The 25,811-nt window shown below is 69.7% G+C and carries 25 protein-coding genes and 1 pseudogene; 22 read left to right on the forward strand and 4 right to left on the reverse strand.

The features are described from left to right. Positions 1 to 81 precede the first annotated feature (81 nt). From OOJ98_RS09035 to OOJ98_RS09045, 3 genes are all read left to right on the forward strand, one after another. Positions 82 to 783: an HAD family phosphatase gene (locus OOJ98_RS09035; protein WP_267054103.1), complete on the forward strand. Its 702-nt coding sequence runs from the start codon at positions 82 to 84 to the stop codon at positions 781 to 783. 490 nt (positions 784 to 1,273) lie between these two features. Continuing rightward, positions 1,274 to 2,875 (forward strand): ABC transporter substrate-binding protein, encoded by a 1,602-nt coding sequence (locus tag OOJ98_RS09040; protein WP_267054104.1) that lies wholly within the window; start codon positions 1,274 to 1,276, stop codon positions 2,873 to 2,875. Positions 2,876 to 2,952: 77 nt separating this feature from the next. Further along, positions 2,953 to 4,542: an ABC transporter substrate-binding protein gene (locus OOJ98_RS09045; protein WP_267054105.1), complete on the forward strand. Its 1,590-nt coding sequence runs from the start codon at positions 2,953 to 2,955 to the stop codon at positions 4,540 to 4,542. 544 nt (positions 4,543 to 5,086) lie between these two features. Here OOJ98_RS09045 and OOJ98_RS09050 read toward each other — a convergent pair. Continuing rightward, positions 5,087 to 5,758, reverse strand: a complete 672-nt coding sequence (locus tag OOJ98_RS09050; protein WP_267054106.1) for a response regulator transcription factor — start codon at positions 5,756 to 5,758, stop codon at positions 5,087 to 5,089. Positions 5,759 to 5,897: 139 nt separating this feature from the next. Further along, positions 5,898 to 6,755 carry a RecB family exonuclease gene (locus OOJ98_RS09055; protein ID WP_267054107.1) on the reverse strand — a complete coding sequence of 286 codons (858 nt, stop codon included), beginning with the start codon at positions 6,753 to 6,755 and terminating at the stop codon, positions 5,898 to 5,900. A 177-nt stretch (positions 6,756 to 6,932) separates the two neighbouring features. Here OOJ98_RS09055 and OOJ98_RS09060 point away from each other — a divergent pair, with 177 nt between their 5' ends. The 3 genes from OOJ98_RS09060 (at position 6,933) to OOJ98_RS09070 (ending at position 9,908) form a co-directional block, all read left to right on the forward strand. Continuing rightward, positions 6,933 to 8,189 carry a site-2 protease family protein gene (locus OOJ98_RS09060; RefSeq protein ID WP_267054108.1) on the forward strand — a complete coding sequence of 419 codons (1,257 nt, stop codon included), beginning with the start codon at positions 6,933 to 6,935 and terminating at the stop codon, positions 8,187 to 8,189. 58 nt (positions 8,190 to 8,247) lie between these two features. Continuing rightward, positions 8,248 to 9,135, forward strand: a complete 888-nt coding sequence (locus tag OOJ98_RS09065) for a tRNA (adenine-N1)-methyltransferase (RefSeq protein WP_053723500.1) — start codon at positions 8,248 to 8,250, stop codon at positions 9,133 to 9,135. Between the two features lie 188 nt (positions 9,136 to 9,323). Next, positions 9,324 to 9,908 (forward strand): hypothetical protein, encoded by a 585-nt coding sequence (locus tag OOJ98_RS09070; protein ID WP_267054109.1) that lies wholly within the window; start codon positions 9,324 to 9,326, stop codon positions 9,906 to 9,908. A 51-nt stretch (positions 9,909 to 9,959) separates the two neighbouring features. Here OOJ98_RS09070 and OOJ98_RS09075 read toward each other — a convergent pair whose 3' ends face one another. Beyond that, entirely contained in the window at positions 9,960 to 10,238 is a 279-nt protein-coding gene (locus tag OOJ98_RS09075) for a ferredoxin (RefSeq protein WP_267054110.1), read from the reverse strand. Between the two features lie 240 nt (positions 10,239 to 10,478). Between OOJ98_RS09075 and arc the strand changes: the two genes are divergently transcribed. The 6 genes and pseudogenes from arc to prcA all read left to right on the forward strand — a co-directional run bounded on the left by arc (position 10,479) and on the right by prcA (position 16,237). Next, complete coding sequence (arc, locus tag OOJ98_RS09080) at positions 10,479 to 12,245, forward strand: proteasome ATPase (protein WP_267054111.1); 1,767 nt, start codon at positions 10,479 to 10,481, stop codon at positions 12,243 to 12,245. Positions 12,246 to 12,479: 234 nt separating this feature from the next. Then, positions 12,480 to 13,991 carry a depupylase/deamidase Dop gene (gene dop, locus OOJ98_RS09085; protein ID WP_267054112.1) on the forward strand — a complete coding sequence of 504 codons (1,512 nt, stop codon included), beginning with the start codon at positions 12,480 to 12,482 and terminating at the stop codon, positions 13,989 to 13,991. Positions 13,992 to 14,112: 121 nt separating this feature from the next. Continuing rightward, positions 14,113 to 14,331: a ubiquitin-like protein Pup gene (locus tag OOJ98_RS09090; RefSeq protein ID WP_016325855.1), complete on the forward strand. Its 219-nt coding sequence runs from the start codon at positions 14,113 to 14,115 to the stop codon at positions 14,329 to 14,331. A 103-nt stretch (positions 14,332 to 14,434) separates the two neighbouring features. Then, positions 14,435 to 14,626 (forward strand): annotated as a pseudogene (locus OOJ98_RS09095) (endonuclease domain-containing protein); the annotation flags it as partial. Next, a complete protein-coding gene (gene prcB, locus OOJ98_RS09100) occupies positions 14,578 to 15,423 on the forward strand; it encodes a proteasome subunit beta (protein WP_267054113.1) in 846 nt (281 codons plus the stop codon). The pseudogene OOJ98_RS09095 and the gene prcB, both read left to right, overlap by 49 nt. A gap of 55 nt (positions 15,424 to 15,478) precedes the next feature. Then, on the forward strand, positions 15,479 to 16,237 hold the full coding sequence (gene prcA / locus OOJ98_RS09105) for a proteasome subunit alpha (RefSeq protein WP_267054114.1): 759 nt from the start codon (positions 15,479 to 15,481) through the stop codon (positions 16,235 to 16,237). A 51-nt stretch (positions 16,238 to 16,288) separates the two neighbouring features. Here the strand turns inward: prcA and OOJ98_RS09110 are convergent, their stop codons facing one another. Next, positions 16,289 to 17,311: a LacI family DNA-binding transcriptional regulator gene (locus OOJ98_RS09110; protein ID WP_267055571.1), complete on the reverse strand. Its 1,023-nt coding sequence runs from the start codon at positions 17,309 to 17,311 to the stop codon at positions 16,289 to 16,291. Positions 17,312 to 17,501: 190 nt separating this feature from the next. Between OOJ98_RS09110 and OOJ98_RS09115 the strand changes: the two genes are divergently transcribed. From OOJ98_RS09115 to tatC, 10 genes are all read left to right on the forward strand, one after another. Further along, positions 17,502 to 18,761, forward strand: a complete 1,260-nt coding sequence (locus OOJ98_RS09115; protein WP_267054115.1) for an MFS transporter — start codon at positions 17,502 to 17,504, stop codon at positions 18,759 to 18,761. A 9-nt stretch (positions 18,762 to 18,770) separates the two neighbouring features. Beyond that, the gene (gene pafA / locus OOJ98_RS09120) at positions 18,771 to 20,132 is read left to right on the forward strand and encodes a Pup--protein ligase (protein WP_267054116.1); all 1,362 of its coding nucleotides are present in this window, start codon (positions 18,771 to 18,773) and stop codon (positions 20,130 to 20,132) included. 138 nt (positions 20,133 to 20,270) lie between these two features. Next, positions 20,271 to 21,284: an FKBP-type peptidyl-prolyl cis-trans isomerase gene (locus OOJ98_RS09125; RefSeq protein ID WP_267054117.1), complete on the forward strand. Its 1,014-nt coding sequence runs from the start codon at positions 20,271 to 20,273 to the stop codon at positions 21,282 to 21,284. 40 nt (positions 21,285 to 21,324) lie between these two features. Beyond that, on the forward strand, positions 21,325 to 21,696 hold the full coding sequence (locus OOJ98_RS09130; protein WP_267054118.1) for an FKBP-type peptidyl-prolyl cis-trans isomerase: 372 nt from the start codon (positions 21,325 to 21,327) through the stop codon (positions 21,694 to 21,696). Between the two features lie 146 nt (positions 21,697 to 21,842). Then, positions 21,843 to 22,793, forward strand: a complete 951-nt coding sequence (locus OOJ98_RS09135) for a YafY family protein (RefSeq protein ID WP_267054119.1) — start codon at positions 21,843 to 21,845, stop codon at positions 22,791 to 22,793. Between the two features lie 16 nt (positions 22,794 to 22,809). After that, complete coding sequence (locus tag OOJ98_RS09140) at positions 22,810 to 23,784, forward strand: YafY family protein (protein WP_267054120.1); 975 nt, start codon at positions 22,810 to 22,812, stop codon at positions 23,782 to 23,784. Positions 23,785 to 23,798: 14 nt separating this feature from the next. Continuing rightward, entirely contained in the window at positions 23,799 to 24,053 is a 255-nt protein-coding gene (locus tag OOJ98_RS09145; RefSeq protein ID WP_267054121.1) for a hypothetical protein, read from the forward strand. Positions 24,054 to 24,072: 19 nt separating this feature from the next. Next, on the forward strand, positions 24,073 to 24,270 hold the full coding sequence (locus OOJ98_RS09150) for a hypothetical protein (RefSeq protein ID WP_267054122.1): 198 nt from the start codon (positions 24,073 to 24,075) through the stop codon (positions 24,268 to 24,270). A 208-nt stretch (positions 24,271 to 24,478) separates the two neighbouring features. Continuing rightward, positions 24,479 to 24,757 (forward strand): Sec-independent protein translocase subunit TatA, encoded by a 279-nt coding sequence (gene tatA, locus OOJ98_RS09155; RefSeq protein ID WP_267054123.1) that lies wholly within the window; start codon positions 24,479 to 24,481, stop codon positions 24,755 to 24,757. A 73-nt stretch (positions 24,758 to 24,830) separates the two neighbouring features. Then, the gene (gene tatC / locus OOJ98_RS09160; RefSeq protein ID WP_267054124.1) at positions 24,831 to 25,787 is read left to right on the forward strand and encodes a twin-arginine translocase subunit TatC; all 957 of its coding nucleotides are present in this window, start codon (positions 24,831 to 24,833) and stop codon (positions 25,785 to 25,787) included. Positions 25,788 to 25,811: the final 24 nt, after the last annotated feature.

Here is a 25,811-nt window from a genome sequence, read left to right on the forward strand (position 1 = left end):
TGGTCGGCCCAGTAAAAAGGCCGGTCGCTTTTCCCCGCTGGGGAGAGCGACCGGCCTTTGTGTCCCCCAGGAGGTGTGCCGATGACCAGTACGGTCCCCACAGCCATGACCCGGACGGCCGAGGGCTCCGCCCTTCAGGCCGTCCTGCTCGACATGGACGGCACGCTCGTCGACACGGAGGGGTTCTGGTGGGACGCCGAGCGCGAGGCCTTCGCCGCGCTCGGCCACGTCCTCGACGAGGCGTGGCGTGACGTGGTGGTCGGCGGGCCCATGACGCGCAGCGCCGCGTTCCTCATCGAGGCCACCGGCGCCGACATCACCGTGCCCGAGCTGACCGTGCTGCTCAACGACCACTTCGAGGCGCGGATCTCCCGGGGAGTGCCGCTGATGCCGGGCGCCGCGCGGCTGCTCGCCGAGCTCGCCGCCCACCGCATCCCCACCGCCCTGGTCTCCGCCTCGCACCGCCGCATCATCGACAGGATCGTGCACTCGCTCGGCCCCGAGCACTTCGCGCTGACCGTCGCGGGCGACGAGGTGGCCCGTACCAAGCCCTACCCCGACCCGTATCTGATCGCGGCCCGCGGGCTCGGCGCGGAGCCCTCCCGATGCGCCGTGGTGGAGGACACCGCGACCGGTGTCGCCGCGGCGGAGGCGGCGGGCTGCCGGGTCGTCGTGGTGCCGTCCGTGGCCCCCATCGAGGCCGCGGCCAACCGGGTCGTGGTCGGCTCGCTGGAAGAGGTCGACCTGGCGTTCCTGCGCACGCTGGTCACACATGTGAACTAGCCGGCCCGGCCGGACGCCCTCCCGGCCCCGGCGGACGGGAACGCCCCGCAGTCGCGCGTGTGTGGTCCGTGACGTTTTCTCGCGCGCGTCACCTGCGGTCAAAGGGCGCCACTGGTGACGTTCGTCACCCCTTGCGGGGTCGACAGCGGCCCGATCCGGGCCCCACGGGACCGTCCGGCGTGCCCTTGTGTCCCGTTTGGTCAACCCGTGTACGAAACATTCCGGCGTTCCTCGTCGGGGCCCCGGCAGGTGGGCGGACCCTTCGATTCCCTGCGCGCGAAAGCCAGTTCCAGCTTTGCGCGCGGCGCGCACTAATCTCGTCGCGAGAACTTCGCCGCACCCTTATCTGTCCCGCCGCACACCCCGCGGACGGGAGCGCAGGTCCGATCGCACAAACCCGGCCCGATCGCCCCGCCCCGAACGGGCGGACGCGGCGAGTGTCCCGTACACAGCTCCACCCCAAAGTGCCGGACAAGGGAGATCGTCCAGGATGAACCGCAAGACTTTGGTGCTGCCGGCCGTAGTGGGCCTGCTCGCCCCCGTACTCGCCGCCTGCGGCGGATCGGCGAGCGGGGGAGACGGCGGCAAGACCATCGTCGTGGGAACCACGGACCAGTTCGTGGCCACCAAGGACGCCCCCGCCCCCTTCGATCCGGCGCACGCGTACGAGACGGGCATCTGGAACGTGATGATGCAGACGACTCAGTCGCTGGTCCACGTTCCGCGCGGCGGCGGTCTGCCCGTCCCCGACGCGGCCTCCTCGTGCGGTTTCACCGACAAGGAGAACGAGAGCTACCGCTGCACCCTGCGCGACGGCCTGGAGTTCTCCGACGGCACCAAGGTGACCGCCGATGACGTGAAGTACTCCATCCAGCGCGTCATCGACATCAAGGACGACAACGGCCCCTCCGGTCTGCTCGACAACATCGACACGATGGAGACCAAGGGCGGCACCGAGATCGTCTTCCACCTGAAGACGCCCGACGCCACGTTCCCGTACAAGCTGGCGACGCCCGCGGCCGGCATCGTGCCGAAGGACAAGTACGAGCCGAAGAAGCTCCACGACGGCTTCGACATGGTCGGCTCCGGCCCGTACACGATGAAGGCCGACGTCAAGGGCGACCAGGCGGTGAAGTTCACCTTCACCAAGAACCCGAACTACAAGGGCGACGTGAAGTTCGCCAACGACAAGGTCGAGCTGCGCTCCTTCCCGTCCGCCGAGGCCATGGGCACGGCGCTCGACAAGGGCGACATCGACCTGATGGCGCGCGCCATGTCGCCCGGTCAGATCCAGCAGATGCAGGTCAGCCCGGACAAGGACGTCAACCTGGTCGAGATGCCCGGTCTTGAGATCCGCTACCTGGCCTTCAACACCGAGGACCCGGCGGTCAAGAACAAGGCCGTGCGCCAGGCGATGGCCCAGTCCATCGACCGCAGCTCCCTGGTGAGCAAGGTGTACGGGCAGTCCGCCGAGCCGCTGTACTCGCTGATCCCCACCTCGATCGCCGGGCACACCAACTCGTTCTTCAACAAGTACGGCGAGGCCAGCAAGGCCAAGGCGGCGCAGATCCTCAAGTCCGCCAACATACAGACGCCGGTCAAGCTGACGCTCAACTACACCAAGGACCACTACGGTTCGATCACCGCGGACGAGTTCAAGAACCTCTCCGCGCAGCTGAACGCGACCGGTCTGTTCAACACCACCGTGCAGGGCACCGAGTGGTCGAAGTTCCGCCCGGCGCAGAAGAAGGGCGAGTACGCGGTCTACGGCCTCGGCTGGTTCCCCGACTTCCCGGACCCGGACAACTTCATCGCACCGTTCTTCGGCAAGGACAACTTCCTCAACACGCCGTACGTCAGCAACGACATCCGCAACACGCTCATCCCCGAGTCGCGGGTGGCGGCCGACCGCAACCAGGCGTCGAAGTCGTTCGAGCAGATCCAGGACATCGTCGCCAACGACGTCCCGGTCCTCCCGCTGTGGCAGGGCAAGCAGTACGTCGCCGCCCGCACGGACATCACCGGCACCGAATGGGCCATCGACTCCTCGTCCAACCTCCGGCTCTGGGAGCTGGGCCGGGGCAAGGCCTGACGCACGACCCGGCCGCGTCCCCCCACGCGACGCGGCCGGCCACTCCCCCCGCACGCAGCACTGTGAGGCACGCGCACGTGAAGATACGCAACCGATGGCTGACGGCCCCCCTCGCGGCGGGAGTGGCCGCCGGCGCCCTCTCGGGATGCGGCACGCAGGAGGGCGGGACCCCCGCCAGTGACGGCGGGTCGATCGTCATGGGGATGTCCGACGACATCCTGGCCACCGACCCGGCCTCCGGGTACGACCCCGGTTCGTGGCTGCTGTTCAACAACGTGTTCCAGTCGCTGCTCAGCTTCCCCAAGGGCAGCGCGACGCCGCAGCCCGAGGCCGCGCAGGCGTGCAGCTTCGACAAGGGCGGCTCCACCGTCTACCGCTGCACCCTGCGCCCGGGGCTCACCTTCAGCAACGGCGACAAGCTGACCTCCGAGGACGTCAAGTACTCCTTCGAGCGCATCCTGAAGATCAAGGACGACAACGGCCCCGCGCCGATGCTCGCCACGCTCGGCAAGGTCGACACCCCGGACGCGGCGACCGTGGTCTTCCACCTCAAGGTCCCGGACGCGACCTTCCCCAGCAAGATCGCCTCCGGTGCCGGCTCGATCGTCGACCACAAGGAGTACCCGGCCGACCGGCTCCGCACCGACGGCAAGGCGGTCGGCTCCGGCGTCTACAAGCTGGACTCCTTCGGTGAGAAGCAGGCCGTCTTCTCGGCCAACTCCTCCTACAAGGGCACCGTCGCGGCGAAGAACTCCGGCCTGACCCTGAAGCTCTTCCACGGCGACCAGAAGGCGCTGGCCGCCGCGTTCGACAACGGCGACGTCGACGTCGCCTACCGAGGGCTCACCGCCAAGGACACCGCCGCGCTCCAGGCGTCGTCGACCTCGGGCAAGAAGGGCATCGACGTCGTCGAGGGCACCAGCGCCGAGGTGCAGGACCTGGTCTTCAACATGAAGGACCCGGTCGCGGGCAAGCTCGGCGTGCGCAAGGCGATCGCCTGCCTCGTCGACCGCGAGGCCCTGGTGCGCGACGTCTACTCGTCCACCGCGAGCCCGCTGTACTCGGTCGTCCCGAGCGGCATCACCGCCCACAACACCGCGTTCTTCGACACGTACGGGGGCAGCCCCCAGCCCGACAGGGCGAAGGCGGCGCTGCACTCGGCGGGCATCAGCGGCAAGGTGAAGCTGACGCTGTGGTCGACGCCCAGCCGCTACGGACCCTCCACCGACGAGGAGTTGAGGACCATCGCGGCCCAGCTCAACGCGAGCGGGCTGTTCGACGCGGAGGTCAAGTCGGTCGAGTTCAAGCAGTACGAGAAGGACATCGAGGCCGGGAAGTACGGCGTCTACGTCAAGGGCTGGGTGCCCGACTATCCGGACCCGGACAACTTCACCCTGCCGTTCTTCGGCAAGGGCAACGTGCTGTCCAACAACTACACGAACAAGCAGATCACCGACGAGATCCTCCCGGAGACCGCGGCCACCGCGGACCGGGGCGCCACGGAGACCGACTTCGGCCGCCTCCAGGACATCGTGGCGGACGACGTCCCCGTCCTGCCCCTGTGGCAGGGCAAGCAGTACGCGGTGGCCCGCACGGGAATCACCGGCCTGGAATGGACCCTGGACCCGTCGACGGTCTTCCGCTTCTGGGAAATCAAAAAGGGCTGACCTGCCCCATCAGGGCCGCGAAGAACGACGCGAGCAACCACGCACGACGGTCAGCCGAGGGCGGGGTCGGGGAGGCCCTCCCTCGTTCGTCCTCCCGGGCATGGGCTTGGTCAGGGGCGCGGGGAACGGCGCGAGCAACCATGCGCGACGGTGAGGCGAGGGCGGGGTCTTGTCGGGGCCGCCGGGGGAGGCCCTCGTTCGCCCTCCTGGGCATGGGCTTGGTCAGGGGCGCGGGGAACGGCGCGAGCAACCATGCGCGACGGTGAGGCGAGGGCGGGGTCTTGTCGGGGCCGCCGGGGGAGGCCCTCGTTCGCCCTCCTGGGCATGGGCTTGGTCAGGGGCGCGGGGAACGGCGCGAGCAACCATGCGCGACGGTCAGCCGAGGGCGGGGTCTTGTCGGGGGCGCGGGGAACTGCGCGAGCAGCCCAGAACGACCGGCACGCACCATGGCCCCCGATGCCCTCCATGCCCCCATCAGCCCCTCCGGCGCTTGAGGAGCGGGGCCCGGGGGCGGAGCCCCGGTGGTCAAGGGAGCCACCCAGCCCTACTGAGCACCCGGCCGCACCAGCCCACTCTCATACGCATAGACCGCCGCCTGCACCCGATCCCGCAGCCCCAACTTCGTCAGCACATGCCCCACATGCGTCTTGACGGTCGTCTCGCTCACGAACAGGTCCGCCGCGATCTCCGCGTTGGAAAGCCCCCGCGCCACCAGCTTCAGCACCTCGACCTCACGGTCGGTCAGCGTGTGCAGCGTGTCCGGCACCGGGTCCTCGCCCGACGGCAGGTGATCGGCGTACTTGTCGAGCAGCCGCCGCGTGATCGACGGCGCCAGCATCGCCTCGCCGGCCGCGACCACCCGGATCGCCTGCACCAGCTCCGTGGCGGGCGCGTCCTTCAGGAGGAAGCCGCTGGCCCCCGCCTTGAGCGCCTCCACCACGTACTCGTCGAGATCGAACGTGGTCAGGACGAGCACCTTCGCCGGCCCGTCCTTGCCGGGCCCGCTGATCTGCCGGGTGGCCTCCACCCCGTCCATCCGCGGCATCCGGATGTCCATGAGGACCACATCGGGCTGGAGCGCCCGCACCTGATCGAGGGCCTGCAGACCGTCACCGGCCTCGCCGACCACCGCGATGTCCTGCTCGGCCTCCAGGATCATGCGGAAGCCGGTGCGCAGCAGCGGCTGGTCGTCGACCAGTAGGACGCGGATCGCCACGGGTACTCCTCATCAGATTGCTGGACCCGGCCCATTCTGCCCTGCTCACCCCGGGCCGGTCCGTCCGGGCACGGTGCCGGCGGCGCATGCCCCGGGGCACCCGGGGAAGCGGACCGGCGACGCCCGGAAGCGGCTGGACTCAGCCTGCCGAATCGGTGACCGCGACGATGGACAGCGGGTATACCGGGGGAGTCCCGCCGAATTCGGGGCAGACCGCCTGGTGGTCGCACCAGCCGCACAGCTTGGTCGGCCGCGGCCGCCAGTCGCCCGTCTCCGTCGCGAGGCGGATCGCCTCCCACAGCGCGAGCAGCTTCCGCTCCACCTGCACCAGATCCGCCTCGACCGGGTCGTACGTCAGCACGTCACCGCTGCCGAGGTAGACCAGCTGGAGCCGGCGCGGCACCACCTGCTTCAGGCGCCACACCACCAGGGCGTAGAACTTCATCTGGAAGAGCGCGCCCTCCGCGTACTGCGGGCGGGGCGCCTTGCCCGTCTTGTAGTCGACGATCCGCACCTCGCCGGTGGGCGCCACGTCGACCCGGTCGATGACCCCGCGCAGGCGCAGCCCCGAGTCCAGCTCCGTCTCGACGAAGAACTCCCGCTCCACCGGCTCGAGGCGGGTGGGGTCCTCCAGTGAGAACCAGCGCTCGACGAGCCGCTCGGCCTCGCCCAGCCACTTCGCGAGCCGCTCGCCCTCGGTGTCCTCGGCGAACAACTCGGTCAGCTCGGGCTTCGCCTCCAGCAGCCGGTCCCACTGCCCGGGGATCATCGACTTGGCGCGCGGCGCGGTGCGCTCGGCCGCGGGATCGTCGAAGAGCCGCTCCAGGACCGCGTGCACCAGGGTGCCCCGGGTGGCGGCCTCGCTCGGCTTCTCCGGCAGCCGGTCGATCACCCGGAACCGGTACAGCAGCGGGCACTGCATGAAATCGTTCGCCCGCGACGGCGACAGCGATGTGGGCTGCTGGGCCGCCGCGGCCCCACCCGTGCTCGTACTCATGACTCAGACCCTACGACCCGCCACTGACAGCGAGCGGAATACCATCGACGACAGGTGCCCTCACCCTGCATGATCGTGGTATCGCACCATGCGGCGAACACGCGGCGGACGAAGAGAGTCCGGCCGGTGCCCCGGGGCACATTCCCAGGGCAGACATCGTACCGACGAAGGGAACCCGTGGAAGACAGCGGCGAAAGCGGCAAGCGCGGACGGCCGCGGTCCGGCGCGGAGGACGGCAAACCCGGCACGGGCTCCAACAAGGGCAAGCAGCCGCGCCCCGGCCCCGGCGGCGGTCTCCTGATGGGCCGTCCCTTCGGCGTGCCCGTCTATGTCGCCCCCAGCTGGTTCCTGGTCGCCGCCCTCATCACCTGGGTCTTCGGCGGCCAGCTCGACCGCGTCCTGCCCGAACTGGGCGCGGCCCGCTACCTCGTCTCCCTCTTCTTCGCCGTGGCGTTCTACGCGTCGGTCCTGGTCCACGAGCTCGCCCACACCGTCGCCGCGCTCCGCTTCAGGCTGCCGGTGCGCCGCATCCAGCTCCAGTTCTTCGGCGGCGTCTCCGAGATCGAGAAGGAGACCGAGACACCCGGCCGCGAATTCGTCCTCGCCTTCGTCGGCCCGCTGCTCTCGCTCGTCCTGTCCGGCCTCTTCTACCTCGGCATGAAGGCCGTCGAACCCGGCACCGTCCCCGGCGTGCTCCTCGCCGGACTGATGGTCTCCAACCTCATCGTCGCCGGCTTCAACCTCCTGCCCGGTCTGCCCCTCGACGGCGGCCGGATGCTCCGCGCCGTCGTCTGGAAGATCACCGGCAGGCCCATGAGCGGCACCGTCGCCGCCGCCTGGGTCGGCCGCGCCCTCGCCGTCACCGTCCTCATCGGCCTGCCGCTGCTCACCCAGACCGGAGCGCTCGGCAATTCGCCCGACCAGGTCAGCGGCATGGACACCGTCACCGACGCGCTGCTCGCCGCCATCCTCGCCGCGATCATCTGGACCGGCGCCGGCAACAGCCTGCGCATGGCCCGGCTGCGCGAACACCTGCCGGAGCTGCGCGCCCGCACCCTGACCCGCCGCGCGGTCCCCGTCGAATCCACCACGCCGCTCTCCGAGGCGCTGCGCCGCGCCAACGAATCGGGCGCCCGCGCCCTGGTCGTCGTCGACGGACACGGCGACCCCACCGGCCTGGTCCGCGAGGCCGCCATCGTCGGCGTGCCCGAGCACCGCCGCCCCTGGGTCGCCGTCAGCGGCCTCGCCCAGGAGCTCACCGACGGCATGCGCGTCCCCGCCGAGCTCGCGGGGGAGCCGCTGCTCGACCTGCTCCGGGCCACGCCCGCCACCGAGTACCTCGTGATCGAGGAGACCGGCGAGATCTACGGAGTGCTCTCCGCGGCCGACGTCGAGAAGGCCTTCGTGGCCGCCATGGCGCGGCCCGGCTCCTGACCCCCGGGCCGCCGCGGACGTGGCGTTCGAGACCTGGAACGGCCGGTACTCTGGTCGTATGTCCGAACCGACCGGTGCCGCCCGCCGTCGCGGGCCCTTCAAGGTCGGGGACCAGGTCCAGCTCACCGACCCCAAGGGACGCCACTACACGTTCACGCTCGAAGCCGGGAAGAATTTCCACACCCACAAGGGTTCCTTCCCGCACGACGAGCTGATCGGTGCTCCCGAGGGCAGTGTTGTCCGTACCACGGGAAACGTCGCCTACCTCGCGCTGCGCCCCCTGCTCCCCGACTTCGTCCTGTCCATGCCCCGCGGTGCCGCCGTGGTCTACCCCAAGGACGCGGGGCAGATCCTGGCCTTCGCCGACATCTTCGCCGGCGCCCGCGTCGTCGAGGCCGGGGTCGGCTCCGGCTCCCTCAGCGCCTTCCTGCTGCGCGCCATCGGCGACCACGGCATGCTGCACTCCTACGAGCGCCGCGAGGACTTCGCCGAGATCGCCACGCAGAACGTGGAGCGCTACTTCGGCGGCCCGCACCCCGCCTGGCAGCTCACCGTGGGCGACCTCCAGGACAACCTGTCGGACACCGACGTCGACCGTGTGATCCTCGACATGCTCGCCCCCTGGGAGTGCCTGGACGCCGTCTCCAAGGCGCTCGTGCCCGGCGGCATCCTGTGCTGCTACGTGGCGACCACCACCCAGCTGTCGCGCACCGTCGAGTCCATCCGCGAGATCGGCTGCTTCGCCGAGCCCCAGCCGTGGGAATCGATGATCCGCAACTGGCACGTCGAGGGCCTGGCCGTCCGCCCGGACCACCGGATGATCGGCCACACCGGCTTCCTCGTCACCGCCCGCCGCCTCGCGGACGGTGTGGAGCCGCCCATGCGCCGCCGCCGCCCCGCCAAGGGCGCCTACGGCGACGACTACGAGGGCCCCAACAAGGACTGACCCAGTTCTGAGGCTGGGCCTCGTACAACGAACCGGCGCCGCCGCCGAGTTCCCGGACCGACACGGGAACTCGGCGGCGGCGCCTTCGCGTTGAGCCTGTAGCCCTGGTATTCCGCCCACATGTGACGTGTGGCACGATGCTGGCCACCCCCCACCGCCCGCACCGCCCTCCACAGGAGACCTCCCGCGTGCAGAATGCCGCCGTCCCTGAGCTCGCGCACACCCACGCCCGCCCCGTGCACTGGGTCGCCACCGCCACCGCGATGGCCGCCGTGGTCGCCCTCGCCGGGTTTCTGACGCCGGATCCGGCCAAGGCGTCCCAGACGTCCGGCGGGCACGGCGCCCCGCTCACCACCGTGGCCGCCCCCGCCCCCGACCCCGCGAGCGTCACCTTCCCGCTCGACTGCGGGAACCTCGGCACCGTGGTGGAGAAGAAGGCCTCGGGCGACCTCGACGGCGACGGCGTCCCGGAAACCGTCGCGATCGTGCACTGCAACGCCGGCGGCGGCACCCCGCCCAGCGGGGTCTACGTCCTGACCCGGCCGGCTGTGAAGGGAGCCCCGCCGCGCGTGGTGGCGACCCTGGTGAACCCCGAGGACAGGCAGAGCGTCACCGACTTCGCGGTGCGTGACGGCGCGGTCGCGGCGACGCTGCTCGGCTACTCGTCGGACGACGTGCCGCGCTACGCGCCGGACGTGCGCCAAGAGGTCAAATGGCGCTGGCGAGCGGGGAAGTTCGTCCGCTCCACCGGCGCCGAGGCCATCGGCGCCTGAACCCGGGCGGGCCCGGAAGCCCGGCCCGCCCGGCGTCCGCGCGCCCCGCGCCTACTCGGCGTCGGGCCCGTACACCTCGACGCTGTCCGAAACCCGGCGCACGTGGATGCAGTCGCCGGGGCACTCCTTCGCGGAGTCCACGACGTCCTGGAGCAGCGGCAGCGGCACCGGCGTCGTGGCCTTCGGCGTCTGCAGCAACTCGTCGTCGGAGCTCTTCACATACGCAAGCCCGTCGATGTCCAGCTCGAAGACCTCGGGGGCGTACTGGACACAGATGCCGTCGCCGGTGCACAGGTCCTGGTCGATCCAGACTTCGAGAGCCTCGTTCATGTGCCTGCCGTTCCTGCGCGAATGAATCAATCGATGCCAGCCCTGACGGGTGTTGACTCCATCGACGATAACAACCGCCGGCTTTCCGATGTTGATGGGTGGGTATTCCCCTGACGTGAGGGAGAGCGCAAGGGTGAAGATCAGACACACCTCAGAGTCTTTGTGATCTAGGGGTTTCAATCACCACCAGCCCAGGTAGGGTCAGGAAGCGTCCAGCTCCCCTTGGAGGAGGTGAGGACCGTGGCAGCCCACGACGACGACAACAACCGCGGCATCCGGCCCGCGCGGGGGTCTGAGGACCCAGCCGGCCAGGTTGCCTATCTAGAGCAGGAAATCGCCGTCCTGCGACGCAAGCTCGCCGACTCGCCGCGTCATACGAGGATTCTCGAAGAGCGGATCGTCGAGCTGCAGACCAGTCTGGCGGGCGTGTCCGCACAGAACGAGCGGCTCGCCAACACCCTCCGTGAGGCCCGCGACCAGATCGTGGCCCTCAAGGAGGAGGTCGACCGGCTCGCGCAGCCGCCGGCCGGCTTCGGAGTCTTCCTGCAGTCCAACGAGGACGGCACCGTCGACATCTTCACCGGGGGCCGCAAGCTCCGGGTGAACGTCAGCCCCAGCGTCGAACCCGACGAACTGAGGCGCGGCCAGGAAGTCATGCTCAACGAAGCGCTCAACGTGGTCGAGGCCATGGAGTTCGAGCGCGCCGGGGACATCGTCACCCTCAAGGAGATCCTTGAGGACGGCGAGCGCGCCCTGGTGGTCGGGCACACCGACGAGGAACGGGTGGTGAGGCTCGCCGAGCCGCTCCTGGACATCACCATCCGCCCCGGCGATGCGCTCCTGCTGGAACCCAGGTCCGGCTACGTCTACGAAGTGGTCCCCAAGAGCGAGGTCGAGGAGCTCGTCCTCGAAGAGGTTCCGGACGTCGACTACGACAAGATCGGCGGCCTGGGCAACCAGATCGAGCTGATCCGCGACGCGGTCGAACTTCCCTACCTCTACCCGGACCTCTTCAAGGAGCACGAACTGCGGCCGCCGAAGGGCATCCTGCTCTACGGTCCGCCGGGATGCGGCAAGACACTGATCGCGAAGGCGGTCGCCAACTCCCTTGCCAAGAAGGTCGCCGAGGTGACCGGCCAGCCCGCGGGGAAGAGCTACTTCCTCAACATCAAGGGCCCCGAGCTCCTCAACAAGTACGTCGGTGAGACCGAGCGGCACATCCGCCTGGTCTTCCAGCGAGCCAGGGAGAAGGCGAGCGAGGGCACCCCCGTCATCGTCTTCTTCGACGAGATGGAATCCCTCTTCCGCACCCGCGGATCCGGTGTCAGTTCGGACGTGGAGAACACCATCGTCCCGCAGCTGCTCGCCGAGATCGACGGCGTGGAAGGCCTGGAGAACGTCATCGTCATCGGTGCCTCCAACCGCGAGGACATGATCGACCCCGCGATCCTGCGGCCCGGCCGGCTCGATGTGAAGATCAAGATCGAGCGTCCGGACGCGGAGGCGGCGAAGGACATCTTCGCCAAGTACCTCAGGTCCTCGCTGCCCCTGCACGCCGACGACCTCGCCGAACACGGCGGGGACTCGGACGGCACCACCCACGCGATGATCCAGTCCGTGGTGGAGCAGATGTACGCGGAGTCCGAGGAGAACCGCTTCCTGGAAGTCACGTACGCCAACGGCGACAAGGAAGTCCTGTACTTCAAGGACTTCAACTCCGGCGCCATGATCCAGAACATCGTGGACCGGGCCAAGAAGATGGCCATCAAGGCCTTCCTCGACCAGAACCAGAAGGGTATTCGGATCTCCCACCTCCTCCAGGCCTGTGTGGACGAGTTCAAGGAGAACGAGGACCTGCCGAACACCACCAACCCGGACGACTGGGCCAGGATTTCCGGAAAGAAGGGCGAACGGATCGTATTCATCCGCACGCTCGTCACCGGAAAGCAGGGCGCGGACACCGGGCGTTCCATCGACACGGTGGCCAACACCGGTCAATACCTGTAAAAGGCAGGCCGGCTGCGGGTGCCCGGGGCGGGCACCCGCAGCCGACTGTTTTTCAGGCCACGAACAGCGCACGAGCAATGACGCAATTGATCTCCCCACCAGCGCAAAGGCGTTCTAGGCTCTTCGGTACCGCCTAGTCGCGCAGTGCGGGGACGGGCACCGCACACGCACCGGAGAACCAGCGGTACTTGAGCGCCGCTCCCGCGGGGAGCGCCGCCGGGCAAGGAGGGCCGCATGACCGTACGGCGAGTAATGGGCATCGAGACGGAGTACGGGATCTCCGTCCCCGGCCATCCCAACGCCAATGCCATGCTCACCTCGTCCCAGATCGTCAACGCCTACGCGGCGGCGATGCACCGGGCGCGCCGCGCCCGCTGGGACTTCGAGGAGGAGAACCCGCTGCGGGACGCCCGAGGCTTCGACCTCACCCGCGAGGCCGCCGATTCGAGCCAGCTCACCGACGAGGACATCGGCCTCGCCAACGTCATCCTCACCAACGGGGCACGGCTCTACGTCGACCACGCGCACCCCGAGTACAGCTCGCCGGAGGTCACCAATCCCCGGGACGCCGTGCTGTGGGACAAGGCCGGCGAACGCATCATGGCCGAGGCCGCCGAGCGCGCCGCCCAGCTCCCGGGCGCCCAGCCGATCCACCTGTACAAGAACAACACCGACAACAAGGGCGCCTCGTACGGCACGCACGAGAACTACCTGATGAAGCGGGAGACCGCCTTCTCGGACATCGTGCGCCACCTGACGCCCTTCTTCGTCTCGCGCCAGGTCATCACCGGCGCCGGCCGGGTCGGCATCGGTCAGGACGGCCACGAGCACGGCTTCCAGATCAGCCAGCGCGCCGACTACTTCGAGGTCGAGGTCGGCCTGGAGACCACCCTCAAGCGGCCCATCATCAACACGCGGGACGAACCGCACGCCGACGCGGAGAAGTACCGCCGCCTGCACGTGATCATCGGCGACGCCAACCTCTCGGAGATCTCGACCTACCTCAAGCTGGGCACCACCTCTCTGGTCCTGTCCATGATCGAGGAAGGGTTCATCAACGTCGACCTGGCCGTTGACCAGCCGGTCCGCACCCTCCACCAGGTCTCGCACGACCCCGGTCTGCGACAGCTCGTCACGCTGCGCAGCGGCCGCACCCTGACGGCGGTCCAGCTCCAGATGGAGTACTTCGAGCTGGCCCGCAAGTACGTCGACGAGCGGTACGGGGCCGATGCCGACGAGCAGACCAAGGACGTCCTGGTCCGCTGGGAGGACGTGCTGAACCGGCTGGAGAACGACCCGATGAGCCTGTCGGGCGAGCTCGACTGGATCGCCAAGCGCGAGCTGATGGAGGGCTACCGGCGCCGCGACGGCCTGGAGTGGGACGCTGCGCGGCTGCACCTCGTGGACCTCCAGTACGCCGACGTACGGCCCGAGAAGGGCCTGTACAACCGTCTGGTGGCCCGCGGGAAGATGAAGCGCCTCCTGGACGACCGGGGTGTGCTGCGGGCTCAGACGGAGCCCCCGGAGGACACCAGGGCCTACTTCCGCGGCCGCTGCCTGGAGCAGTACGCGGACGACGTCGCGGCGGCCTCCTGGGACTCGGTCATCTTCGACCTGCCGGGCCGGGACTCGCTCCAGCGGGTGCCAACCCTGGAGCCCCTACGCGGAACGCGTAATCACGTCAAGGCGCTGCTCGACCGGTGCCGGACGGCCGAAGATCTGGTGCGGGTGCTCTCGGGCGGCTGAAAGCCCGCGGGTGTGGGAAACACAGTGGTAGGCCCCACGCGTTCCACGGAAGTGCGGGGCCGATGTCGGACCCGGCTTGTAGGGTCTGATCAAGGACATCGAACCGAGCGGGGTGAGGTAGATGGCGACCAAGGACACCGGCGGCGGCCAGCAGAAGGCGACGCGCTCCACCGAGGAGGTCGAGGAGCAGGCGCAGGACGCGCAGGCTTCGGAGGACCTCAAGGAGCGACAGGAAAAGCTCTCCGACGACGTGGACTCCGTACTGGACGAAATCGATGACGTCCTCGAGGAGAACGCCGAGGACTTCGTGCGGTCTTTTGTTCAAAAAGGCGGCCAATAGCGGATATGTCCGCTTCGCGGATGCCGGTCATGCGCGGCCGGGTACGGGGCCGCGCATTCCCGGCACGCACACCGCGGAAGGCCTTCGCGCATTCGCTCCTTCTGCTCCCGTCATTCATGTGGATCACCGCCCGTGGACGGGTAGGGTCCGGGGCACACGCTGCTTCAACTGCAATTCGGCCATCGGCAAGTTGGGAGACGATCCCGACACCGTCCGTCGCGCTGCCGTCTACTTGGAAGGAAACTCGTGGAAGCCAACACTCGTGGCACCGGGCGTCTACCAGCTGCCTTCCTGACGCCCGGCTCCTCCTCATTCATGGACTTCCTCTCCGACCACTCGCCGGAGATGCTGCCCGGAAAGCGCGTCATGCCTCCTGTGCAGGGCCACATCGAGGCGCCGCACGGCACGACCATCGTCGCGGCCGGCTTCCCCGGCGGTGTCGTCCTGGCCGGTGACCGGCGGGCCACGATGGGCAACATGATCGCCCAGCGCGACATCGAGAAGGTGTTCCCGGCCGACGAGTACTCGGCGGTCGGCATCGCGGGCACCGCGGGCCTCGCCGTGGAGATGGTCAAGCTCTTCCAGCTGGAGCTCGAACACTTCGAGAAGGTCGAGGGCACCACGCTCTCCCTGGAGGGCAAGGCCAACCGGCTCTCCACGATGATCCGCGGCAACCTCGGCATGGCCATGCAGGGCCTCGCCGTGGTCCCGCTCTTCGCGGGGTACGACCTCGACCGCGAGAAGGGCCGCATCTTCTCCTACGACGTGACCGGCGGCCGCTCCGAGGAGCACGGCTTCGCCGCCACCGGATCCGGCTCGATCTTCGCGCGGGGCTCCATGAAGAAGCTCTACCGCGAGGACCTGACGGAGCACGAGACGACCACTCTGGTCATCCAGGCGCTCTACGACGCCGCCGACGACGACTCGGCGACGGGTGGCCCGGACATGGCGCGCCGGATCTTCCCGATCGTCACGGTCATCACCGAGGACGGCTTCCGCAGGCTCACCGACGCGGAGTCCTCCGAGCTGGCCGGCTCCGTCCTGGCACGGCGGCTGGAGCAGCCCGACGGCCCCCGGGCCTCCCTCCTCTGAGGCCCGCGCAGGCCCCGAGATGACTCAGCCACTGACAGAAAGGGACGGTTAGCCGGTGTCGACCCCGTTCTATGTCTCACCCCAGCAGGCCATGGCCGACCGTGCGGAGTACGCCCGCAAGGGCATCGCCCGCGGTCGCAGCCTGGTTGTGATCCAGTACGCCGACGGCATCGTGTTCGTCGGCGAGAACCCGTCCCGCGCCCTGCACAAGTTCAGCGAGATCTACGACCGGATCGGCTTCGCGGCGGCCGGCAAGTACAACGAGTACGAGAACCTCCGCATCGGTGGCGTCCGCTACGCGGATCTGCGCGGATACACCTACGACCGCGACGATGTGACGGCCCGTGGGCTCGCCAACGTCTACGCGCAGACGCTGGGCACCATCTTCTCCAGCGTCGGCGAGAAGCCGTACGAGGTGGAGCTGGTCGTCGCGGAGGTCGGCAGCACCCCCGAAGAGGACCAGATCTACCGGCTGCCGCACGACGGCTCGATCGTGGACGAGCACGGCTCGGTCGCGGTCGGCGGCAACTCCGAACAGATCAGCACCTTCCTCGACCAGCGCCATCAGGACGGCATGTCGCTCGCCGAGGCGCTGATGCTGGCGGTCCAGGCCCTGTCGAACCAGACCAACGGCACCGACCGGGAGATCCCCGCGGAGCGCCTCGAAGTCGCGGTCCTCGACCGGACGCGGCCCCAGCAGCGCAAGTTCAAGCGCATCGTGGGCCGTCAGCTCTCCCGTCTGCTCCAGGCCGACGTGGCTAAGACGGAGCCCACGGAGGCCCCTTCGGACCTGGAGGAGACGGAGGACGAGTAGTCCGCCGCCTTCTCCCGCACCCCGGCTCCACCCACGCGCCCCGGTTCCGCCTCAGGCGGGCCGGGGCGCCGCCGTCGAGCCCCGTACGGCGAGGGAGACGGGCAGGTCTCCGGTCTCGGGCTCGCGGCCTTCCAGGACGGCGAGCAGCGCCGCCATGCCGCGCGCTCCGACCTGCTCGGCGGGGAGGGTGAGGGTGGTCAGCTCCGGTTCGAGGGCGGTGGCGAGGGTCAGACCGTCGAAGCCGGTGACGGACACGTCGTCGGGGATCCGCAGGCCGAGCCGGTGGGCCGCCTTGCAGGCGCCCGCGGCGAGCACGTCGTCGTCGCAGACGAGTGCGGTGGGGCGGGGGCGGGGGGAGCGCAGGGCCTCTTCGGCGGCCCGTCGGCCGCCGTCCACGCCGAGTTCCGCGCGGTGCGTGTCCAGCTGGGCGCCGGGCACGCGGGCGAGGGTCTCGGCAAGGGCGCGGGCACGCACGACGAAGGTCCAGGAGTCCACGTCGGCGGCGACGTGCGCGAACCGGCGGTGTCCGAGCCCGAGCAGATGCTCCGTCAGGCGCCGTACTCCGTCGGCGATGTCGAGGTTCACATGAGCGGCGGGGCCGGGTTCGGCGGGATCGCTGTCGAGCATCACCAGCGGCAGGTCGCTGCCGCGGATGGAGGCGAGCGCGCCGGCCGCCATGGAGGAGGCGATGACCCCGTCCAGCGCGGTGCGGGCGGAGTCGAAGGGGTCGCGGGCGGGGCCGATGCCCTCGGGGGAGGGGTAGAGCACCACGCCGAAGCCGTGCTGGGCGGCGACCTTCGCGGCGCCCGCGTACACCTGGGCGAAGAACTCGCTGGTCATGGCGGGCACCACGAGGAGCGCCGTGCGGGTGCGGCCGAGCCGGAGGCTGCGGGCGGCGAGGTTGGGGCGGTAGCCCAGCTCGTGCGCGGCCTGCCGGACGAGGCCCGCGGTGCGCTCGGAGACCCGGCCGCGCCACTTGTCGCCCAGGACGAGCGAGACGGTGGCCTGCGACACCCCGGCCGCGCCCGCCACGTCCCTGCTGGTGGGGCGGGACCCGGCAGGACGGCCCGCCATCGCGGCGCGGGCGGCACGCACCCCCGCGCGGGCCGCCACAGGGGCGGGCTCCCGCGGTTCGGGGGCGGCTGCTTCCGGCCTTGTCACGGGTCCTCCAGAACGGCTGGTCGGCGTGCGCGGGGTGGACCCGCCCATGCGCCACATGGTACGTATGACCTCGGACGTTATACGTAACACTTAAGGAGTGGCCATGGCGGCGGGATACGCGGAGATCCTTCGGACCCGGCATGCCGCACGGCTGCTCACGGGCACCCTCACCGGCCGGCTGCCCAATGCGACCGCCTCCATCGCGATCGTCTTCTTCGTACGGGCCGAAGGCGGCAGCTACTCCCTGGCGGGCGCCCTGACCGCCGTGTACGGCGTGGCCACCGCCGTAGGCCAGCCCCTGCTCGGGCGCGCCGTCGACCTGTACGGACAGCCGCGCGTGATGCTCCCCGCCTCCGCGGCGGCGGCCCTCGGCATGGTCCTGCTCGCGGTCGTCGGCATCGAGCCGGTGGCCCTCGCGTACGCGGCCGTCCTCGTGGCCGGCGTCACCACGCCGCCCCTGGAGGGCGGGCTGCGCGCGCTGTGGCCCAGCGTCCTCAAGCGCGAGGACCAGGTGCACACGGCGTACGCCATGGACGCGATAGCCCAGGAGGTGATGTTCACCGTCGGCCCGCTGCTCATCACCGTCTGCATCGCGCTCTGGTCGCCCGCGACCGCCCTGGTGCTGATCAACGCGCTCGGCGTCGTCGGCGCGCTCAGCGTCGTCCTGTCCGAACCGTCGCGGAGCTGGCGCTCGGCGCCGCGCGAGGCGCACTGGCTGGGCGCACTGCGCTCCCCGGGGCTGCTCGCCCTGCTCGGCGCGTTCTTCTTCGTGGGCCTCGCGCTCGGCGCCATCATCGTGGCCGCGTCCGCCTACGCGGACGACCACGGAAGCGACACCGTCTACGGCTGGCTGATGGCGGCCAACGGGCTCGGCGCCCTCCTCGGCGGCCTCGCCTACGGCTCCCGGCAGTGGAGCGGCGCCCCGGAGAAGCGGCTCCGGATCCTGGTCGCCCTGCTCGCCGTCGGCTACCTCCCGCTGGCGCTGGTCCCCGGGGTGCCCCTGATGGCCGCCCTCACCGTCGTCTCCGGCGTCTTCCTCGCGCCCTCCATCGCCTGCGCGTTCATCGTCGTCGACCGCCACGCCCCGCGCGGCACGGTCACCGAGGCGTTCTCCTGGCTGGTGACGGCGTTCGGCGTCGGCACCGCGATCGGCACGGCTGCGGCGGGCCCGGCGGTCGAACTCGGCGGGACGGGAGCGGGTTTCGCGGTCGCCGGATGCGGCGGAGCAGCGGCTCTGGTGGTGTTGCTCGCGACCCAGAAGGTCCTGGCGGCTCCGGTGTTTCGGCGTGATGTCGCCGGGGTTGACGAAAATGATCGAAACCGTGCCGTCGAACCCGGTTTCAGCTCAGGCCATCAGGCGTAATGTTCACTCATGGACCGCCGCATTTTCGGGCTGGAGAACGAGTACGGCGTCACGTGCACGTTCAGGGGACAGCGCCGACTGTCTCCTGACGAAGTGGCGCGCTACCTCTTCCGCCGTGTTGTGTCATGGGGCCGCAGTAGCAACGTCTTTCTGCGGAACGGCGCCCGCCTCTACCTCGACGTGGGATCGCATCCGGAATACGCAACTCCCGAATGCGACAACGTGACCGAACTGGTCACGCACGACAAAGCCGGTGAGCGCATTCTCGAAGGCCTGCTCGTCGACGCCGAACGCCGCCTGCACGAGGAGGGAATCGCGGGCGACGTCTATCTCTTCAAGAACAACACCGACTCGGCGGGAAACTCCTACGGCTGCCACGAGAACTATCTGGTGGCCCGGCACGGGGAGTTCTCGCGGCTCGCGGACATCCTCATCCCGTTCCTCGTCACGCGCCAGCTGATCTGCGGCGCCGGCAAGGTGCTCCAGACCCCGCGCGGCGCGGTCTACTGCGTCAGCCAGCGCGCCGAGCACATCTGGGAGGGCGTCAGCTCCGCCACCACCCGCTCGCGTCCGATCATCAACACCCGGGACGAGCCGCACGCCGACGCCGAGCGCTACCGGCGCCTGCACGTCATCGTCGGCGACTCCAACATGTCGGAGACGACGATGCTGCTCAAGGTCGGCGCCACCGACCTGGTGCTGCGCATGATCGAGGCCGGTACCGTCATGCGCGACCTCACCCTGGAGAACCCGATCCGGGCCATCCGCGAGGTCTCCCACGACATCACCGGTCAGCGCAAGGTGCGGCTGGCCAGCGGGCGCGAGGCGTCCGCCCTCGAAGTGCAGCGCGAGTACTACGAGAAGGCCGTGGACTTCGTGGAGCACCGCGGCATCCGCACCGGCACCGTCGCCCAGGTCCTCGAACTGTGGGGCCGCACCCTGGACGCGATCGAGGCCGAGGACCTCGACCGGATCGGCACCGAGATCGACTGGGTCATGAAGTACCAGCTCATCGAGCGGTACCGGGCGAAGAACAACATGACCATGTCGCACCCGAGGGTCGCGCAGATAGACCTCGCCTACCACGACATCCACCGTCGGCGCGGTCTGTACTACCTCCTGGAGCGCAAGGGCCAGGCGGCGCGGATCTGCAACGACCTGAAGATCTTCGAGGGCAAGTCGGTGCCCCCGCAGACCACTCGGGCCCGGCTGCGCGGCGACTTCATCCGCCGCGCCCAGGAGCAGCGCCGTGACTTCACCGTCGACTGGGTGCATCTGAAGCTCAACGACCAGGCGCAGCGCACCGTGTTGTGCAAGGACCCGTTCCGGTCGGTGGACGACCGGGTGGAGAAGCTGATCGCCGGTATGTGAGGGCACATCAGCACCGGTGATCCGGGGGCCCCGCGCGCTGTGGCGCACGGGGCCCCCGGGCATGCCGGACCCTTGTGGTGGCCGACGAGGGCCGTAGAGTGGCCGCTCCGACCGTTCCAGCTACCCCCGAGGACCACTGTGCGACGCCGACTTGCTGCCGCGCTCATCGTGCCGGCCTTGATGCTCACCGCGGCCTGCGGAGGAGGTGACGACGCAGCGAAGAAGAAGGACGCGTCCGCTTCCCCCTCCGCGCAGCCGTCGCAGCCCGCCGCCGCCCCCAAGCCGGTGTCCGACGCATCGCCGATGCCCACCGTCGCGGGTGACGCGGAGAAGAAGCCCACGATCACCATCCCCAAGGGCGACCCGAGCGGGAAGTTCGTCGTCAAGACGCTGACCCCGGGCACCGGCGCGGAGGTCAAGAAGGACGACCTCGCGGTGACCAAGTACACCGGGAAGATCTGGAAGAGCGGCAAGGACCTCGCCGGCTCGTACGACAAGGGCGGCGTGCCCCAGGTCATCCCGGCCGGCTCGCAGACGTACATCCCCGCGTTCAGCGAGGCGGTGCTCGGGCAGAAGGTCGGCGCCCGCGTCCTGGTCGTCGCCCCGCCGTCCGCCGCGTTCGGCGCGGCCGGCAAGCAGGAGCTCGGCGTGAGCGGCACCGACACCCTGGTCTTCGTCCTCGACGTCGACAGCGTGATGCCGAAGAAGGTCGACGGCACCCAGGCGTCCATCCCCTCGGACCTGCCGCAGATCAAGGCGGACAAGGAAGAGGCCGCCACGATCTCCGTCCCGAAGAACGACCCGCCGAAGACCCTCGTCGACAAGGTCCTCATCGAGGGCAAGGGCCCCGAGGTCAAGAGCGGCCAGACCGTCTACATGCAGTACAGCGGCGCCACCTGGAAGCCCAACGAGGGCCAGGCACAGGCGAAGCTGTTCGACTCGTCGTGGAAGACCGGTGCGCCGTTCTCGACCACGATCGGTCAGGGCCAGGTCATCGAGGGCTGGGACAAGGGCCTCGTCGGCAAGAAGGTCGGCAGCCGTGTGCTGCTCGTCATTCCGCCGGAGCAGGGCTACAAGGACAAGGCCCAGGGCGCGGACATCCCCGCCAACTCGACCCTGGTCTTCGTCGTGGACATCCTCGGAGCAATGTAAGACTGTTCCGGTTGCCCATAGCGATCAGTAGGAGCATTACGTGAGCATCGACAAGCCCGAGGTCGACTTCCCCGGTGGCGAGCCGCCGAAGGACCTGGAGATCAAGGACATCTGGGAGGGCGACGGCGCCGTCGCCAAGGAGGGCGACGCCGTCAAGGTCCACTACGTGGGCGTGGCGTTCTCCACCGGCGAGGAGTTCGACGCCTCCTGGAACCGCGGCACCCCGCTGCAGTTCCAGCTCGGTGCCGGCCAGGTCATCTCCGGCTGGGACCAGGGCATCCAGGGCATGAAGGTCGGCGGCCGTCGCCGGCTGACCATCCCGGCCCACCTCGCCTACGGCGACCGCGGCGCCGGCGGTGCCATTGCCCCGGGCGAGACGCTGATCTTCGTCTGCGACCTGGTCTCCGTCTGAGGGACACACGATCGGTCCTGAGCGATCGGACCTGATCGGAGCGAGGGTCCATGCCTGCGGGCATGGACCCTCGGCTTTTGTCCGGACAGCCCGGAGCGGTACGGTCAACGGTCGTAGCGCACAATGAGAGAGGGCGTAGGGCATCGATGGCGATTGCCAAGGCCGAGCGGCTGATGAACCTGGCGCTGTGTCTGCTCGGGACACGGCGGGCACTCAGCAAGCGGGAGCTGCGCGAGTCCATCGAGGCCTATCTGGAGGCCGGTTCCGACGACTCCTTCAACCGGATGTTCGAGCGGGACAAGGACGATCTGCGGGAACTCGGCCTGGTGATCGAGACCGTCGAGAACCTCGACGGCGAGACCGGCTACCTCGCCCGCCGCGACAGCAACCGCCTCCCGCCGGTCCAGCTCGACGCCGAGGAGGCCGCGGCCCTCGGGCTCGCCGCCCGCGTCTGGCAGCAGGCCCGGCTCGCGGGAGCGGCCAGCGGCGCACTCCAGAAGCTGCGCGCCGCCGGCATGCCGGAGGCCGACAATCCGTACGAGCACAGCACGATCGAGCCGCGCATCCCGGTCCACGAGACCGCCTTCGAACCGCTGATGCTGGCCTGCCGCGACCGCCGTACGGTCGTCTTCGACTACCGCAAGGTCACCGCCGTACGCCCCGAGGAGCGCCACGTCGAGCCCTGGGGCCTGGAGTGCTGGCGGGGCCACTGGTACCTGGCGGGCTGGGACCGTGACCGGGGCGCCGAGCGGGTCTTCCGGCTCAGCCGCATCTCGGGCCGCGTCCGCTCCCGTGCCGGCGCCTTCACCGCGCCGGTGCCCGACGTGGTCACCGTGCGCGAGACCGTCGAGACCTGGGCGGGCGAGACCGCGACCCGCTCGGCGCGGATCCGGCTGCGCGCCGGGGCCGGCTACCCGCTGCGCTCCCGGGCCACCTCGGCGCGGGAACTCGGTGACGGCTGGGACGAGTTGGAGATTCCGTACGGGCACGGGCTCGACGCCCACCTCGTGGAGTTCGGCCCCGACGTGGTCGTGCTGGAACCCGCCGATCTGCGGGCCGACGTGATGGAACGGCTGCGCGCCGTGGCCAAGGGCTGAGGGGGACCGTACGACCATGGCTGCCAATGCCATCGACCAGACGCGGCGGATGCTGTCGCTGGTGACCTATCTGCGCGAGCGCCCCGGCGCCCATGTCGCGGACGTCGCCCGCGCCTTCGGGATCACCGAGGACGAGCTCATCTCCGACCTCGACGTGCTGCCCATGTGCGGCACCAGTTTCCGCGGCGGCGACCTCCTGGACATCGACACCGACGGCGACCGCATCTGGTGGCACAACCCGGACGACGTCGCGGCGCCGCTGAGGCTCGCCGCCGACGAGGCGACCGCGCTGCTCGTCGCCGCCCGCGCCGTCTCCACCCTGCCGGGCCTGCGCGAGGGCGACCGGCAGGCGCTGCTGCGCGCCACCGCCAAGCTGGAGGCCGCGGCCGGTGAGGCCGCCGGCGCCAGCTCCCGGCTCTCGGTCACCTTCGAATCCGAGGGCGGTGTCTTCGCCGAGGTGGACCGGGCGATCTCCGAGCGCCGCCGCCTGTGGGTGAAGTACTACTCGCCCGCGCGCGACGAGCTCACCGAGCGCGAGGTCGACCCGATCCGGCTCTTCGCCGTCGGCCACACCTACATGGAGGCGTGGTGCCGCCTCTCCGAGGCGCGGCGCACCTTCCGCCTCGACCGGGTCGCCGAGATCCGCCTGCTCGACGAGGTGTCCGCGCCGCCCGAGCTGGAGCTGCGCGACCTGTCGGAGGGCCTGGTCCAGCCGTCGGCGGAGGACCCCGAGGTCGTCGTCGAGGTCGGTCCCGGCGGGCGCTGGGTGGCCGAGTACTACCCGCACGACAGCGCCGAGGAGCTGCCCGACGGGGGCTTGCGGATCTCGCTGCGCACGCCCGATCCCGCCTCGCTCCGCCGGCTCGCGCTGCGGCTCGGCCAGGACGGCCGGATCGTCACGCCGCACGACCTCGCCGACAGCGCGCGGCGCGCGGCCACCGAGGCGCTCGCGGGATACGAGGACCAGCCCACGCCCGACCACCGGAGCTGAGGAGAGTGCGGAACATGTCGGTATTGCCCGGTATTTCCCGTCCCGTGATCCCGGTGCTCTTCAAGGCGGCCTGCCCGGAGTGCCGAGCGCGTTTCGAGCTCGGCGCCCCCGCCTTCCGCCTCGCGATCGGCGCGAGCCGCCGCACCACCTTCTACTCCTTCACCTGCCCCGAGTGCGGCTCGGCCGTGCGCAAGCCGGCCGGGGAGCGCATCATCGAGCTCCTCACCGGCGGCGGGGTCCGCACCCTCCGGCTCCACTCCACCGTCTAGACCTCCGGGATCCGCATCCATGTTCTGGCCGATGACCGCCATCGCCCTCGGGTTCCTCGGGATCGCCGTCCTCGGGGTCCTCGCCGTCAAGGTGTTCGTCGAGGCGCAGCGGCTCGGCCGCCAGGTGGCCGACACCACAGAGCGGATCAACCGCGCCGCCGAAGACCTGGAGCGGGCCGCCGTGGACCTCGCGGGCGCGGGGGAAACGCTGGGATGAACAGTGCGCCCCGATGTCGCCCGTTTCGGGACGGTACGCTGCACAAAGCGGTCCAGCTGACGAGGCGCGGTCCGCAAACGGGAGTGCGCACGGGGATTGCCCAGCGTTCACCCTTGCGCGTTACGATCGCTGCACGTAAGGCGTCCGGACACCGGTCCGGCGTCCACGCACCCCCAACCCCGCAGCCTCGGTGAGAAGGTAAACGCTTATGTTCGGAAGGCTCGGCGCCCCCGAGATCATTCTCATCCTCATCGTCGTCGTCCTGCTGTTCGGCGCGAAGAAGCTCCCGGACATGGCGCGGTCGCTCGGCAAGTCGGCCCGCATCCTCAAGAGTGAGGCCAAGGCCATGAAGTCCGACGGTCAGGCCCCGGCCGACCCGCCCACCCCGGGCGAGCAGCCGCCGGCCCAGCGCACCATCCAGTCGGCGCCCGGCGACGTGAGCAGCGCTCGCCCGGTGGCCGAGCCGACGGACACCACCAAGCGCTGACACCGGGCCCCAGCAGGCGCTGATCACCACCGGTGTGAACAGAGCGACCTGCCGCACGAGATGAGGACGTGGGTTGCTCAAGTCTGCCCGCAATCAACAGAGGGACCCCGAGGGGCGGATGCCGCTCTCGGACCACCTTCGTGAGCTGCGCAACCGGCTCGCGAAGGCGGTTCTGGCCATCCTGGTCTGCGCGATCGTGGCGGCGTTCTACTACAAGGACATCGCCGAACTGATCACCAAGCCGATCAAGGAGGCCGTGGACTGCACGGTGCCGTTCACCGAGCTCACCGCGAAGGACGGTGCGAAGGTCTGCGGCAACATCACGATGTCCGGCCTCATGGGGCCGTTCACGCTGATGATCAAGGTGTCCCTGGTGACGGGTGTCGTCGCGGCCAGCCCGGTCTGGCTCTACCAGCTGTGGGCGTTCGTCGCGCCCGGTCTGCACAAGCACGAGAAGCGGTACTCGCTGAGCTTCGTCGCGGCGGGCTTCCCGCTCTTCGTGGCAGGCGGCTGGTTCTCGTACCACGTGCTGCCGGCCGCGGCCGAGGTGCTCCTTGGCTTCACGCCCGCGGGCGTGGCCAACCTCCTGCCGCTGAACGAGCTCATCGACCTCGTCACCCGCATGATCATCGTCTTCGGCCTCTCCTTCGAGCTGCCGCTGTTCCTCGTCATGCTCAACTTCAGCGGCATTCTCACCGGCCGCCGGATGCTGGGCTGGTGGCGCGGAATGATCATGGGCGTCACGGTCTTCGCGGCGTTCGCCACGCCGACCGTCGACCCGGTCTCGATGCTCTCGCTCGCCGCCCCGATCGTCGCCCTGTACTTCGTCGCCGTCGGCATCTCGATGGTGAACGACAAGCGACGCAAGGAGCGCGCCGAGTCCGGGCCCGCCGACGACGAGGCGTCCGACCTCGACCTCACCCCCGAGGCCGTCGGCGCCATCGAGCCGGTGACCTCGCCCCCCGCACTGCCCGAGCAGTCCGACGGCGGACGCGGGAGCAAGCTCTCCGGCTACGACGACGTCACCTGACCCTTGACGTGATCGCCGGAGCTT

It is taken from the genome of Streptomyces sp. NBC_00083 (genome assembly GCF_026343295.1).
Lineage (GTDB): Bacteria > Actinomycetota > Actinomycetes > Streptomycetales > Streptomycetaceae > Streptomyces.